We start from the raw sequence: 13,827 nt of genomic DNA on the forward strand, positions 1-13,827 counted from the left end.
GGTGCGGGGTCTGCTTCGAACAGCCCCGTGCAACTGTTCAGGTTGATGGTTCACCGGTGGGAAGGGACCGGGCCATGCCACGGCCTGTCCGAAAGGACGACCAGGATCCACTCGGTCTCCTTCCCACTTCAACCATACACCGAAACCAACACACAGGATTCTATGGTCTGCGCTGCGTCGCTTCGCTCCTTGCTCCGCCATAGAATGACGAGGTTGGGAGGCGATACCGGCCGGCGTCAGGTTCTGGCGACCTTGTTCAGCGCGTCGCTCGACAGCCGCAGAAAAACCTTCTGGCCGTGGCGCTCGGCGCCGAGCCGGTCGTAGAAACGCAGCGCGCCCTCGTTCCAGTCCTCGGAAGTCAGATCGATGCGACCGATGCCCCTGCTGAGGCAATAGCCGGCGAGAAAGCCGACCAGCGCGCGGCCGACGCCCTTGTCACGGGTGCTGTCGCGCACGAACAGATCCTTCAGGAACATCAGCCTTTCGAGATCGATGCCTGGATGCGCGATGGCCACCGACGCGAGGCCGGCCACTTCGCCATCCACGAAGGCCAAGGCGAAATGCGGATAGGCCGGGCTCTCGTCGCTGAGCCATTGCCGGGCCGTGGCCGCCGCCCGGCTGTAATCGAGCGGCGGCTGGCGGTAATGCGTCGCCATCGCGCAAAGCACGGTGGCGAGCGCTCCGGCATCGTCGACCCTCGCCCAGCGAATGTCGACTGTGCCGGGATCAGCCAAGGAACTTGGCGATGATGGCATCGCCCATTTCGGTGGTGCCGACTTCCTTCATGCCCGCGGAGAAGATGTCCTTGGTGCGCAGGCCATCGTCGAGCACGGCGGCGATTGCCGCTTCGAGCTTGTCGGCCTCGGCGACCATGCCGAAGGAATAGCGCAGGCACATTGCGAAGGAGGCGATCATGGCGATCGGATTGGCGATGCCCTTGCCGGCGATGTCGGGCGCCGAGCCATGCACCGGCTCGTAGAGCGCCTTGCGCTTCTTGGTCTTGGCGTCCGGCGCGCCGAGCGAGGCCGACGGCAGCATGCCGATCGAGCCGGTCAGCATCGCGGCTATGTCGGACAGCATGTCGCCGAACAGATTGTCGGTGACGATGACGTCGAACTGCTTCGGCCAGCGCACCAGCTGCATGCCGCCGGCATCGGCCAGCATATGGTCGAGCTTGACGTCGGAGTAACGCGCCTTGTGCGTCTGGCTGACCACCTCGTTCCACAGCACGCCCGACTTCATGACGTTGCGCTTTTCCATCGAGATGACGTGGTTCTTGCGGGTGCGGGCCAATTCGAAGGCAACGCCGGAGATGCGCTCGATCTCGAACGTGTCGTAGACCTGGGTGTCGATGCCGCGCTTCTGACCGTTGCCAAGATCGATGATCTGCTTGGGCTCGCCGAAATAGACGCCGCCGGTGAGCTCGCGCACGATCAAGATGTCGAGGCCCTCGACCACCTCCTGCTTGAGCGAGGAGGAGGCGGCCAGCGCCGGATAGCAGATCGCCGGGCGCAAGTTTGCGAACAGCTCCATGTCCTTGCGCAGGCGCAAGAGCCCGGCTTCGGGGCGCACCTCGTAAGGCACCGCATCCCATTTCGGTCCGCCTACGGCGCCAAACAGCACGGCATCCGCCGCCATCGCCTTTGCCATGTCGGCGTCCGAGATCGCCGCGCCATGCGCGTCATAGGCGCAGCCACCGACAAGGCCCTCGTCGGTGGCAAAGCCGCTGCCGAGCTTGTCGTTCATGGCCTTGATCAACTTCTTCACCTCGGCCATCGCCTCGGGGCCGATGCCATCGCCGGCGAGCAGAAAGAGATTTTTCGAAGCCATGGAGAACCGTCCCGGGAGAGAAATGAGTTTCTATTTGCACAGCGTCCTTTGCGCGCCGAAGAGGCGCGCGGCGCTGTGCGGCCGGCGTCTTGCTAAACGCCAAGCGGTTGCGGCGCAAGAGGACCTTTCGAAGCTTGGTTTCCTCGCCCCCGCAAAGCGGGGGAGAGGCGTCCGCGAAGCGGACGGAGAGGGGGCCTTCGTAGTGCGCTCCCCCTCTCCGTCTCGGCTTCGCCGAGCCACCTCTCCCCCATTTCATGGGGGCGAGGAACCCAAGCTGGAGCAGCGCCTACCGATGCGAAAGAATATTCACCAGCCGCCCGAACGGGTCGCGCACATAGAAGCGCCGCACGCCCCAGGGCTCGTCGGCCGGGCCGTACTCGACGGCAAAGCCGGCCTTCTCCATGCCCGCAAGCGCCGCGTCGACATCGTCCACCTCGATCGACAGGTCCGGCACCGGCGTGCCCGATCCGCCCTCGGCCATGAAGGTCACCTGCACCGTCATGGTCTCGGCCGAGCCGCAAGTGAGGATCCAGCCCTGGTCCATCAGGACATCAAGCCCCAGCACGTCCTGGTAAAAGCGCTTGGCCGCGGCAATGTCGGATGTGGCGATGTTGGCGACGATGCGCCTGATTTTCACCATGGGCTGACCCTGCTTTGCGAGCCTCACGTGCCGGGCAACGGTCTCTATGCCGTGCGCCGCAGCGCCGTCACTTCGATCTCGATCTTCATCTCCGGCTTGTTGAGCTGGCACACGATCATCGTCGCCGCCGGGCGGATGTCGCCGAACACCTCGCCGAGGATCGGGAAGACCACGTCAACAAAAGCCTGGTCGGTGATGTAGTAATGCGCCCGCACCACATCGGCCATGTCGAAGCCACCATCTGCCAGCGCCTTGGCGATGGTGGCCAGGCAATTGCGCGCCTGCGCCTCGACCGTCTCGGGCATGGTCATGGTGGCATAGTCGTAGCCGGTCGTGCCGGAGACGAAGCACCAGTCGCCCTGCACCACCGCGCGCGAATAGCCGGCGGTCTTTTCGAAGGGAGAGCCTGTGGAGATGAGCTTGCGCATGGGAGCCTCGCGTTGGTTTTCAGGCCTGCATCTAGCAAAACAGGCTCGGCTGGTCGTGGGCCAAGCAATGCGGAGCATTGTCACGAGGCGAGCGCAATCCTTGGAGATTTGCCTGAGCCTTCCTCAGGTCGTCATCCCAGGGCGGAGCAAGGAGCGAAGCGCCGCCAACCGTGCAGAATTCTGGACCCTCGCGCTCTACGGCAGCGGTCACGGCATGATCCTCGGGTCTGCGCTCCGCTGCGCGTCGCTCCGCCCGTGGATGACGAAGCCGCGCTGAACCGAATCCCTAGTTCCCTTGCGCATCCTCATAGGCCTTCTTGATATCCGCCGGCCAGTCCTTCACCGGCGGCCAGGCCTGCGGCTCGCCATTGTCGCCGCGGCGGGCGAAATAGAGCTTCTTGTTGGCCGGGTCGACGGCCATGAAACCGTCATTGCCGCCGCAGTCATGCGGCACGCAGCCGGTGGCGTAGAAGGCGCCCGACGCCGTCTTTTCGGTGCCGCCGCCAACCAGCAGGCTGGTCGCCATGTCGGGCATGTCGTTGCCCAGCAGCGCCTGGCCGGCCTTGTAGACGGCCTCGTTGTGGAAGGCGTCGATGATGTTGTCATATTTCGACGGGTCGACATCCTTCCAGTCGGTGCCCGGCTCCGGCGTGTAGGTCAGGTTGCCGGAGGTAGTCAGCCCTTCGGTAGGCGACCATTGCAGCGCCGGTTTGGAATCGCCCGGTAACAGGTAAGGCACGAAATAGATGGCGCTGTCGGAGACGGCGGCCGGCGGCGCGCCGCATTCGTCCTGCTCGACCGTGGTGGTCTGGATCTCGCCGTCCTTCTTCCAAACGATGACCTTGGCCGGGCCGCATTGGTTGCCGCCGTCGCCGACATCGACGAGCGCGACGTTGACGTCGCCGATCTTGACGATCCTGTCGAAGAAGACGTCGTAATTGCTGGCCAGCTGCTTGCCGTCATAGGCAAGCACCTTCTCGCCGTCCTGCTCCGGCTGCGTGATGGTCAGCTGGCCGCCCTCGAAGGGGATCGGCGCCTGCCTGTCGTCATCGGCCTGGGCCGCATTGGCGGTGTTCGAAGGGTCAGCGGCGTCGCCGGACGGATCCTCGGCCGGTACGAGCACGTTGTCGGTCTGTGCATGAGCGCCGGCCACCGGCATCAACACCCACGCCAACGCGCAAGCGCCGGCCAGAAGCGAGCGTGTCATGACTGTCCCTCCATTCAGCCGCCACGAGCCCGGCCGCTTGCGGCCGGGTCTATTCGTTCAACGCTTCAGGCCCAGGGGCGCTGCTCGGCGTTCCGCTTCTCGAAGGACGCGATGGCGCCGGCCTTCTCCATGGTGAGCCCGATGTCGTCGAGGCCGTTCAGCAGGCAATGGCGCTTGAAATCGTCGAGGTCGAATTTGACCACGCCGCCGTCCGGACCGCGGATTTCCTTCGCCTCAAGGTCGATCGACAGCGTCGCGTTGGAGCCGCGCGAGGCGTCGTCCATCAGCTTGTCGAGGTCTTCCGGGCTGACCGTGATCGGCAGGATGCCGTTCTTGAAGCAGTTGTTGTAGAAGATGTCGGCGAAAGAGGTCGAGATCACGCAGCGAATACCGAAATCGAGCAGCGCCCAGGGCGCATGCTCGCGGCTCGAGCCGCAGCCGAAATTGTCGCCGGCGACCAGGATCTGCGCCTTGCGGTAGGCCGGCTTGTTGAGCACGAAATCCGGGTTCTCCGAACCATCCTCATTGTAGCGCATCTCGGCGAACAGGCCGGTGCCGAGCCCGGTGCGCTTGATCGTCTTGAGATAATCCTTCGGGATGATCATGTCGGTGTCGACATTGACGATCGGCATGGGCGCAGCGACGCCGGTGAGCTTGGTGAATTTATCCATGGGTACCTGCCCGTCTTCTTGGCTTGCGGGGAATTTTGCGGGACGGTTTACACAAAGCCGGCGGCAAATGAAAGGCAACTGTTCGTGCACGGCCCTTGGGCCAATGGCGGGCATGGTTTGCGGGCGATAGATACCTCAGAAATGGCTTCGAAATCCCGGCCGGCTGGTGCAGTCTGCGACCATGGCCCGTCCTTCCAAAGTCCTTTACGCCAGCGAGCCCAGGCTCGATGTCGCCGAATTCCGCCGCGTGCTGGTCGAATCCGGCCTCGGCGAAACGCGCCCGATCGATGACGAGGCCCGCCTGAAGACGATGCTCAGCAATGCCAACCTGGTGCTGACGGCGCGTCTCGACAGCGAGGGCAAGCCGCTTGTCGGCGTCGCGCGCGGCGTGACCGACTTCTCCTGGGTCTGCTATATCTCCGAGCTCGCTGTGTCGCCTCGGCGCAAGGGCTCGGCATCGGCAAGGGCCTGATGGACGAGGCGCGCCGCCAGCTCGGCCCTTCGGTCGCCATCAGCCTGATCTCGATGCCGGACGCCGTCGGCTTCTACGAGCGCATCGGCATGACACGCATGAGCGACGCCTTCTGGTTCTCCCGCAAGCGTTGACGCTCCCGCAGGCTGATGGCGCCGGGTCCCGCAGCCCGGCACCCGATCTTTTTGCGTCTCACCGCTTGACATGAAACCAAATGGTTGCATATTAGAGCCATGAGCATGGATGCCGTCTTTCGCGCTTTGGCCGACCCGACCCGCCGGCAATTGCTGGACAGCCTCCATGCCAGGAACGGGCAGACGCTGAACGCGCTCTGCGAGCACATGGACATGACGCGCCAGGCGGTGACCAAGCACCTGGCAATCCTCGAGGAGGCGAACCTCGTCACCACCATGCGCCGCGGCCGCGAGAAGGAGCACTACCTCAACCCCGTTCCGATCAACGAGATCGCCGAGCGCTGGATCGGCAAGTTCGAGCGCCATCGGCTCAACGCATTGAGCGACCTGAAGCAACGCCTTGAAAGGGAAGAGCCGTGAGCGAGAACAGCTTCGTCTATGTCACCTATATCCGCACCACGCCTGAAAAGCTCTGGCATGCGCTGACCGATCCGGAATTCAACCGGCAGTTCTTCCTCTGCTCCTATCAGGAGAGCGACTGGAAGGTCGGCTCGAGCTGGAAGCTGATCTTCCCGGACGGGCGAGTCGCCGACTCGGGCGAGATCCTGGAGATCGATCCGCCCAAGCGGCTGGTGATCAAATGGCGCAATGAATGGCTGCCCGAGGTGAAGGAGGACGGCTACACGCGCTGCACCTTCACCATCGAGCCGGACGGCGAATTGATGAAGCTCGCCGTCGTCCACGAGGCCGACGGCCCGCACAGACTGATCCCCAATGTCTCCAAGGGCTGGCCGCTGGTGCTGGCGAGCCTCAAGAGTCTGCTCGAAACCGGCAAGGGTTTCGAGCGCCCGCCGTCAAAAGGCTGAACTTCATTCCGGATACGAGACAATTTCGCTGGGGGTGCATGCGATGCTGCAACTGTCCTTGCCGCAAGCCATGGCGAACGCCGACACGGTGATGGCCTCGGCCGGCCTTCCCGCCGCGCCGGACAAGGTCATCGCCGCACTGGTCACCCGGAAGGTCGAGCGCTGGTGGGGTTCGCCCGAAACCTATCGTATGATCGGATGGAACGCCGACCTTCGCGTCGGCGGAAGCTGGAGCGTCGTCGTGAAAACGGCGGACGGTCGACGGCTCCACGCGAGCGGCGAGTTTCTCGAAGTCGAGGTGCCGCGCCGCATCGTGCAGACACGGCGCTACGACTGGGACCATCCGGCGCTCGGCCGCAAGGAAACGACAGTGGCTTACCTGCTAGAGCCGATCGCCGGCGGCACACGGCTGACCATCTGCCATGGCGGTTTCGCCGGCTTCCCGGACGCCGCGGCCGAGCATGCCGAGGGCTGGACGCGCGTTCTTGGCTGGCTGCAAGCCTATCTCAACGCGCGGCCGAGCGGCTGAAGCTCTCCCTTGACCCGCAATCGTACCTGTCCAGATTTTTGGATATGGAGAACAGAAGCTGTGTCGTGGGAACCGCCGGATGGAGCATACCAGCAGCGTATAAAGCTTCTTTTCCGGCCGCCGGCTCGCAGCTTGAACGCTACGCCATGCGGCTTTCGATCGTGGAAATCAACTCGTCCTTTCATAAGCCGCATCGGGGAGAAACCTTTGAGCGCTGGGCGCGCTCGGTTCCGGGCCATTTTCGCTTTTCCGCAAAACTCCCCAGGGCCGTGACGCATGAGCGCCGCCTGCAAGGTTGCAATGATCTTCTGGACATTTTTCTTGGTCAGATCGGAGGGCTCGGCGCCAAGCTTTCCGTGCTTTTGATTCAACTGCCACCCAGCCTGCAATTCGAGGCCCAAATCGCCGAGAACTTTTTCGCCTCGCTACGTGCGAAGACTGACCGGCGCCTGGTCTGCGAACCGCGTCACCCCAGCTGGTTCGAACCCGAAGCCGAGGCCTTGCTGAGCCGCTTTCAGGTTGGGCGCGTTGCGGCCGACCCTGCTCCCGTGCCCGCCGCCGCTATGCCCGGCGGCTGGCGCGAGATCGCCTACTTCCGTTTCCATGGCGCGCCGCGAATCTATTATTCGGACTACGAGGCCGATCAGCTTCTGGAAATCGGCAGGCGGCTTGCCGAAGCCAGCGCGTCGGCCGCCGAAGGCTGGTGCATCTTCGACAACACGGCACGGGGCCATGCGCTCGGCAACGCGCTTTCGGTGGATGCGGCCGTTCGTCAGATGACGTTCAGCTCCCGGAACGCCCTTCCTTCCGCCACCCGCTCATAGCCGAACGCCGTGCAGTCGATCGTCCGATACCCGCCATGCATGACAAGCTCCGCGATCGACTTGCCGACCGCCGGCGCCTGCTGCAGGCCATGGCCGGAAAAACCGTTGGCGAACAGGAAGTTTGTGACCTCCGGATGCGGCCCGATCACCCCGTTCTGGTCGAGCGTGTTGTAGTCGTAGTGCCCGACCCAGGCGCGCGTCGGCTTGATCGCCTCGAAAGCCGGGATGCGGGTGGCCAGAACCGGCCAGATCACCTCCTCGAACAGCGGCCAGTTGACCTCGAAATCCGTCGGATCGGGGGCGACATCGCCTTCCTCCGGATCGGCGCCGCCGGTGATGTAGACCGAGCCTTCGGGCCGCACATAGATGCCGGATGGATCGACCAGGAGCGGCATGTCGGTGAATTTGTCACGCGCTTCGAAGACGAAGACATTGCGCTTGCGCGGCTCGACCGGCAGCTCGAGCCCGGCGAATGCCGCGACCTTGCCGGCGTTCGGGCCGGCGGCGTTGACGATGATGCCGGCTTCCAGCGTCTCGCCATTGTCGAGGCTGACGCCGGTGACGCGGCTGCCGTCGCGCGCGATGCCGGTGACCGAGGCGGTGATGAAATCGATCTTCCTGTCGCGCAGCGCCTTGCGGAACAGCATCAGCATCGCATGCGCGTCGAACCAGCCCTCGCCGCTGCGGCCATAGGCGCCGGCGGCAATGTCTTCCGTCGACAGCCACGAGAAACGCTGCGTCAACTGGCCGGCATCCTCGAGCAGGATGTCGGCGCCCTCGGCGACCTGTACCTCGTGATTGGCCTTGAGGATAGGCAGTCCGGCCTCGCCGGCAAGGATCAGATAGCCGCCTTCGCGGAAGCCTATATCGGCGTCGGCGCCGAACGTCTCCTTCAGCCGCCGGAACAGTTTCAGCGTGAACTGCGACAGCCGGATGTTTTCAGGGATCGAGAATTGCTGGCGGATCGAGGCGCAGGACAAGGTCGTCGCCGCATGCGAGAATTGCGGATCGCGCTCTATCAGCGCGATCGAGCCGGTAAAGCCTTCCTCGCGCAGATAATAAGCAACCGAGGACCCGACGATGGCCCCGCCGATGATGACGATGTCGTAGTGCACTTTTTTCTCCGATCAGAGCAATTCCAGGAAAAGTGTGTAGCGGTTTTCCGTACGGAATTGCGTAGCAAGCCACCCCCGGTTCTCAGACGACCGGCAGATTGATCTCGAAGCGCGTGCCGCGCTCGGAGTCAACCAGCCTGATCGTGCCATCATGCGCTTTCAGGAGGGCCAGCACGATGCCGAGCCCCATGCCGGTGCCGCCGGACTCCCGCCTTGTGGTGAAGAACGGCTCGAAGATTTTGCCGCGATTGGCGGCCGAGATGCCGTCGCCGTCGTCGCCGACCTGTATCGAGGCGCGCTCGCCGTCGGCGGAGGCCTGGATCGCCACCTGCCGCGCGCCGTGCCTTGCCGAATTGTCGATGAGGTTGGCGAGCACGATGCCAAGATTCTCGGCCGAGATGCCGAGCCCGATATCGCCGCCGTCTTCAAGCCGCGCTTCCAGCCTTGTGTCGATCGGCAGCGAAGCCAATGCCGCATGAAGCGTCGTGCTCTCGCCGCTCGGCTCCAGGTTTTCGGCACGCGCCAGGTCGAGCAGCCGGCGCACCAGGAGATTGAGCCGCCCGGCATCGGTGACGATGTTGTTGGAAAAACGCCGACGCTCGGCCTCATCCATCGCGCCGCCGGAATCGCGCAGCAGCTCGGCCGCGCCCTGGATTGCGGTGAGCGGCGATTTCAGCTCATGCGAGACATGGGTGGCGAAGGTTTGAATGGAGTCGGAGCGCGCCTGCAGCTTGGTCGCCATGTCGAGGAAGGCCGTCGACAGCGCCGCCATCTCGCGTGTGCCGTGATGAGCGAGCGGCCTGATCGCCTCGCGGTCGCCGGCAGCAATGCGTTTCGTCCGCTCGATCAGCGCATAGATCGGCCGGCTGACGGTGCGGATGAACACCAGCGCGATCAGCAGCGTGCCGCCGAGAATGGCGATGGCCGCCAACGTCACCTTGCCGCGCTCGCCATAGAGATGCTTGACGATGTTGTTCGGCGTCCGCGACAGGTAGACGACGCCCGCGACCCGGCCATCGAGCTCGACCGGCATGGCGACAAAGACGCGCACTCTGGTGCCCCGGCTCACCGAGTAAAGCGGAGGCGGCGGCTGGTCGGGGATGCGGAGCCTGAGCTCGCTGGCATAGGCGCCGGAAAGCGCGGTCCGCACCTCCTCGGCGCCGCTGAGCGACCGGCCGATCTCGTCGCCGCCGGCAATCACCACGCCGTGGGGATCGAGCAGGCGGAAGCCGGCAAGCGTCGTTTTCTGCGTTTCGTCGAGAATGCCGTCGAGCCGGCCGCCGATAGCCGCGAAGGCCGGGTCGGGAGTGGCGGGAAGCGCCGCCGGCCGCGTCGGCATCACGTCGTCCGAAGCGAGATCGAGGCGAGGCTCGATCGGTTCATAGGGATAGTTGTTGTCCCGCGCCGGATCGGCCGAGATCGGCGAACCCAGCCTGTCCTGGGGAATACCGGCGGCGCGCACCTCCTTTGCGTAGAGGGCGGCGACCACCGCCCCTTGCGCGATCAGCTCGCCCTCGGTCTGGCGGATCAGCTGGTTCTCATAGAGCCGGAAGAAGAACAGCCCGACCAGCGGCAGCGCCATGACCAGGATCAGGATGGCGATGACGACGGTGGCGAGCCGCGGCCGCCACCTTTCCTTGCTCAACCACCGCATCGGCCGAGCCGGAAGCCGACGCCATGCACCGTCGCGATCGCGTCGACGCAGCCGACCGCCGCCAGCTTGGCCCGCACGTTGCGGATGTGGCTGTCGACCGTGCGCTCCGAGACATGGATGTTGGAGGCATAGGCATTGGCCATCACCGCGTCGCGGCCGAGCACATGAAGCGGACGGGCGAGAAAGCCTTTCAGGATGGCGAACTCGATCGCCGTCAGGGTGAGCGGCTTGCCGTCGAAACTCGCCGCATGGCTTGCCGGGACGAGCAGGAGCTTGCCATGCGCGAACGCGCGGTCGTCCGCTTCTTCTTCGACCGGCGCCGGACGCGCGCGCTGCAGGATGACGTTGACGCGGGCGACCAGCTCGCGCGGGCTGAACGGCTTGGTCACATAATCGTCGCCGCCCATCTCCAGCCCGAGGATGCGGTCGATCTCCTCGTCGCGCGCGGACAAAAACAGCACCGGCACGTCGGATTTTTGACGGAGCCTGCGGCAGACCTCCAGCCCGTCCATCTCCGGCATGCCGATGTCGAGCACGATGAGGTCGGGCGCGCGCCGCTCGACCGCCTGGAGCGCGGCGGCGCCGTCGGCCACGGCGGCCGTCTTCATGCCGGCCTTTTCCAGCGCAAAGCAGATGATCTCGCGGATATGCGGGTCGTCGTCGGCGACGAGGATGTTGTGCGGCATCGATCAGTGGCCCGGCGCGTAAGGTTGAGTGACGGCAGGATTAGAGCAATTCCATGGAAAAGTGCGAAATTGTTTTCGGTCGTGAGATGTGTGGGGACACGAAGATGAATGGACAAAGGCCTCGGACATTTGGCTATGCAGAGCCCATGGCGTGATCGGCAAAGAGCGTCATCGCCGTACCCTCCTCGGCGTGTTCGCCCCCACCTCGTGGCGCGATCTCGGGGCGAAAAGCAGGACGTCCGCCTCATGGCATGGCCCTTGCGGCTCGACGAGCCACCAGCCTTCATTGCGGAGCCGGCGCGGCAGGGACCAGCGGGATGAGTGAGGCGTTCGCATGCCGCCGGTTTCGCCGACAGGCGAGGTAAGCGCGCGGCGGAATCCCGGAGCTTTTCAGCAAGGATTTGCAGATTTGGTGCAGCTAGCTCCCTTGAGACAGGCTAATCGCATAGGGCGCTCCCCTCTCCGTCTCGGCTTCGCCGAGCCACCTCTCCCCGCCTCTGGCGGGGCGAGGAACCCAGGCTTGCGAAGACCGCGCCGTCGACGATTAGCGTTTCCTCGCCCCCACAAGGTGGGGGAGAGGTGGCACGGCGCGCAGCGCCGAGACGGAGAGGGGGCTAGCGCTGCCCTATGCGATTGTCCTGCCCTCGAGGGAGTCGCCTTGCCTCATCCGCCATCACCCGGCATAGATCGGCCATGACCGTCGACACCTACCGCCCGCGCCGCTCGGTGCTTTACATCCCCGCCTCGAACGACAAGGCGCTCGCCAAGATCGGCTCGCTTGCCTGCGATGCCGTCATCATCGATCTGGAGGATGCCGTCCTGCCCGCCGACAAGGCTGCCGCGCGCGGCAAGGTCGCAGGCATCCTTGCCGGCGGCGAAAAGCGCTGCGAGATGGTGGTGCGCATCAATCCGCTCGCCAGCGAATGGGGTGCCGACGATCTTCTGGCTGTCGCCAAGGCCGGGCCCGATGGCATTCTCCTGCCCAAGATCGGCACGCCGCGCGACATCCTCGAGGCCGGCGACCTGCTCGACGACAATTTCGCGCCGGACAGCGTGAAACTATGGGCGATGGTCGAGACGCCCAAGGCGCTGCTCAACATCGGCGCCATCGCCGAGCTCGGCCGCGACCCGGCCTCGCGGCTCGCTTGTTTCGTTGCCGGAACGAACGACCTGGTGAAGGCGACCGGCATTCTTGCGACGCCCGACCGGCGCTATCTGATGCCCTGGCTGATGCAGCTGGTGCTCGCGGCGCGGGCCGGCGGCCTCGACGTGATCGACGGCGTCGCCAATGATTTCCGGGACCTCGATGCTTTTGCCGGCGAATGCTCGGAAGCCGCCGCCATGGGCTTTGACGGCAAGTCGCTGATCCACCCGGCCCAGATCGAGCCGGCGAACCGCGCCTTTTCGCCGGCGTCCGAGGCGCTGGCTCAGGCACGTGCGATCCGGGATGCGTTCGCGCGGCCCGAAAATGCCGGCAAGGGCGTCATCGCGCTGGACGGCCGCATGGTCGAGCGGCTGCATCTGGCGCAAGCCGAGAAACTTCTGGCGAAGGCCGCGATCATCGGCGCATGATGCGCAGGGCTGATGCATGTCGCCCAAAAACGCGCGGCGGTTTTGGGAAACGACATGCATAGGCTGAGACAATCACGATCAGAGACGAAACATGAAACTCTACCGCTTCCTGTCCGGCCCGGACGATTCAACCTTCTGCCACAAGGTCACCGCCGCGCTGAACAAGGGCTGGCACCTGTTCGGCTCGCCGACCTACGCCTATGACAAGAAGACCAAGTCGATGCGCTGCGGTCAGGCCGTGGTGAAGGATGTCGAAGGCCAGGAATACACAGCCGACACCAAGCTCAGCGACTGGTAGGAAGAAGGGGCGGCGACCGTCCGACTTCGTCATCCTAGGGCGGAGCGACGCGAAGCGGAGCGCAGACCCTAGGATCCATGCCGTTACCTGAGCCGAAAAGCGCAGCGGGTCAGAATGTAGGGGATGTTTGCGGTGTCGGGCGGGACCGTTCCGTTCGTCACCGCGGGTTTGGTGTTGATGGAACGGCATGGATCCTAGGGTCTACGCGCGTCGCTTCGCTCCTTGCTTCGCCCTAGGATGACGGGGTGCGCCTTAGCCCGCCGCCGCCTGCTCGGCGGCCTCCTCGATCCGCTCCATGTCGTCGTCCGATAGGCCGAAATGGTGGCCGATCTCGTGGATCAGCACATGGGTGACGATGTCGCCCAGCGTCTCCTCGTTCTCGGCCCAGTAATCGAGGATGGCGCGGCGGTAGAGCGTGACGCGGTTCGGTCCCTCGCCGGTCTGCGGGTTCCAGCGCTCGGCGATGCCGCGTCCCTCGAACAGGCCGAGCAGGTCGAAGGGCGTCTCCAGCGACAGGTCGTCCATGATCTCGTCGGTCGGGAATTCGGCGATCTGGATGACGATCTCGCCGGTGAGCTGGCGGAACTCGTCCGGCAGATGGGCATAGGCCTCCAGCGCCATAAGCTCCAGCTCGTCCATCGACGGCGAGAGCTGATCGTGCCAGGTACGTGTCTTGTAGATGCGGGCCATGAACTGTCCTTTGATCCCGGCATATAGGCTTTCGCGCCGATAGAGGCAAATGAGCCGGCTGGCGGGTCATTTTCCGAGCAAAGAATGAAGTCCTGCCCTCATGCGGCGATGCCAACCCTGACCACATCACCAAGCCGGCCGGTAAGTCCACGCGTCCAGCGTCTCCAAGTGCAACGAATGTCTCACCTGTCGGTGAATTGTTACGCCTAAG

The 13,827-nt window shown here is 64.5% G+C and carries 16 protein-coding genes and 1 pseudogene; 7 read left to right on the forward strand and 10 right to left on the reverse strand.

Annotated features, from left to right (window positions below; all coding sequences use genetic code 11):
- Positions 1-236 precede the first annotated feature (236 nt).
- The 6 genes from EN852_RS28330 to leuD form a co-directional block, all read right to left on the reverse strand.
- The gene (locus EN852_RS28330) at positions 237-734 is read right to left on the reverse strand and encodes a GNAT family N-acetyltransferase (protein WP_246694439.1); all 498 of its coding nucleotides are present in this window, start codon (positions 732-734) and stop codon (positions 237-239) included.
- The gene (gene leuB, locus EN852_RS28335) at positions 727-1,830 is read right to left on the reverse strand and encodes a 3-isopropylmalate dehydrogenase (protein WP_127879081.1); all 1,104 of its coding nucleotides are present in this window, start codon (positions 1,828-1,830) and stop codon (positions 727-729) included. Before leuB ends, EN852_RS28330 begins: the two co-directional genes overlap by 8 nt.
- 286 nt (positions 1,831-2,116) lie before the next feature.
- Positions 2,117-2,467, reverse strand: a complete 351-nt coding sequence (locus EN852_RS28340; protein ID WP_127879227.1) for a VOC family protein — start codon at positions 2,465-2,467, stop codon at positions 2,117-2,119.
- 47 nt (positions 2,468-2,514) lie between these two features.
- On the reverse strand, positions 2,515-2,898 hold the full coding sequence (locus tag EN852_RS28345; RefSeq protein ID WP_127879083.1) for a RidA family protein: 384 nt from the start codon (positions 2,896-2,898) through the stop codon (positions 2,515-2,517).
- 286 nt (positions 2,899-3,184) lie between these two features.
- Positions 3,185-4,105 (reverse strand): hypothetical protein, encoded by a 921-nt coding sequence (locus tag EN852_RS28350; RefSeq protein WP_127879085.1) that lies wholly within the window; start codon positions 4,103-4,105, stop codon positions 3,185-3,187.
- Between the two features lie 65 nt (positions 4,106-4,170).
- Positions 4,171-4,776 carry a 3-isopropylmalate dehydratase small subunit gene (gene leuD / locus EN852_RS28355; RefSeq protein WP_040987979.1) on the reverse strand — a complete coding sequence of 202 codons (606 nt, stop codon included), beginning with the start codon at positions 4,774-4,776 and terminating at the stop codon, positions 4,171-4,173.
- Between the two features lie 181 nt (positions 4,777-4,957).
- Between leuD and EN852_RS28360 the strand changes: the two are divergent.
- From EN852_RS28360 to EN852_RS28380, 5 genes and pseudogenes are all read left to right on the forward strand, one after another.
- Positions 4,958-5,382 (forward strand): annotated as a pseudogene (locus tag EN852_RS28360) (GNAT family N-acetyltransferase).
- A 99-nt stretch (positions 5,383-5,481) separates the two neighbouring features.
- On the forward strand, positions 5,482-5,802 hold the full coding sequence (locus tag EN852_RS28365; RefSeq protein WP_040987974.1) for a metalloregulator ArsR/SmtB family transcription factor: 321 nt from the start codon (positions 5,482-5,484) through the stop codon (positions 5,800-5,802).
- Entirely contained in the window at positions 5,799-6,248 is a 450-nt protein-coding gene (locus EN852_RS28370; RefSeq protein ID WP_127879087.1) for an SRPBCC family protein, read from the forward strand. The genes EN852_RS28365 and EN852_RS28370 overlap by 4 nt, the downstream gene beginning before the upstream one ends.
- A gap of 43 nt (positions 6,249-6,291) precedes the next feature.
- Entirely contained in the window at positions 6,292-6,777 is a 486-nt protein-coding gene (locus tag EN852_RS28375; protein ID WP_127879089.1) for an SRPBCC domain-containing protein, read from the forward strand.
- Positions 6,778-6,821: 44 nt separating this feature from the next.
- Positions 6,822-7,601 carry a DUF72 domain-containing protein gene (locus EN852_RS28380; protein ID WP_127879091.1) on the forward strand — a complete coding sequence of 260 codons (780 nt, stop codon included), beginning with the start codon at positions 6,822-6,824 and terminating at the stop codon, positions 7,599-7,601.
- Here the strand turns inward: EN852_RS28380 and EN852_RS28385 are convergent.
- The 3 genes from EN852_RS28385 to EN852_RS28395 all read right to left on the reverse strand — a co-directional run bounded on the left by EN852_RS28385 (position 7,550) and on the right by EN852_RS28395 (position 11,056).
- Positions 7,550-8,716, reverse strand: coding sequence for an FAD-binding oxidoreductase (locus EN852_RS28385; protein ID WP_127879093.1), 1,167 nt, complete (start codon positions 8,714-8,716; stop codon positions 7,550-7,552). The two genes, EN852_RS28380 and EN852_RS28385, sit on opposite strands and share 52 nt — an antisense overlap.
- Positions 8,717-8,798: 82 nt before the next feature.
- Positions 8,799-10,370, reverse strand: a complete 1,572-nt coding sequence (locus EN852_RS28390) for a HAMP domain-containing sensor histidine kinase (protein WP_127879095.1) — start codon at positions 10,368-10,370, stop codon at positions 8,799-8,801.
- Positions 10,358-11,056, reverse strand: coding sequence for a response regulator transcription factor (locus EN852_RS28395; protein ID WP_127879097.1), 699 nt, complete (start codon positions 11,054-11,056; stop codon positions 10,358-10,360). Before EN852_RS28395 ends, EN852_RS28390 begins: the two co-directional genes overlap by 13 nt.
- 693 nt (positions 11,057-11,749) lie before the next feature.
- Here EN852_RS28395 and EN852_RS28400 point away from each other — a divergent pair.
- Both EN852_RS28400 and EN852_RS28405 read left to right on the forward strand, forming a co-directional pair.
- Complete coding sequence (locus tag EN852_RS28400; protein WP_189546237.1) at positions 11,750-12,628, forward strand: CoA ester lyase; 879 nt, start codon at positions 11,750-11,752, stop codon at positions 12,626-12,628.
- A gap of 91 nt (positions 12,629-12,719) precedes the next feature.
- Entirely contained in the window at positions 12,720-12,926 is a 207-nt protein-coding gene (locus EN852_RS28405; RefSeq protein ID WP_095820644.1) for a DUF1737 domain-containing protein, read from the forward strand.
- A 252-nt stretch (positions 12,927-13,178) separates the two neighbouring features.
- Here EN852_RS28405 and EN852_RS28410 read toward each other — a convergent pair whose 3' ends face one another.
- Positions 13,179-13,616, reverse strand: coding sequence for a metallopeptidase family protein (locus tag EN852_RS28410; RefSeq protein ID WP_042645389.1), 438 nt, complete (start codon positions 13,614-13,616; stop codon positions 13,179-13,181).
- Positions 13,617-13,827 lie beyond the last annotated feature (211 nt).

Source organism: Mesorhizobium sp. M2E.F.Ca.ET.209.01.1.1 (assembly GCF_004010375.2).
In the GTDB taxonomy this organism is placed as follows: domain Bacteria; phylum Pseudomonadota; class Alphaproteobacteria; order Rhizobiales; family Rhizobiaceae; genus Mesorhizobium.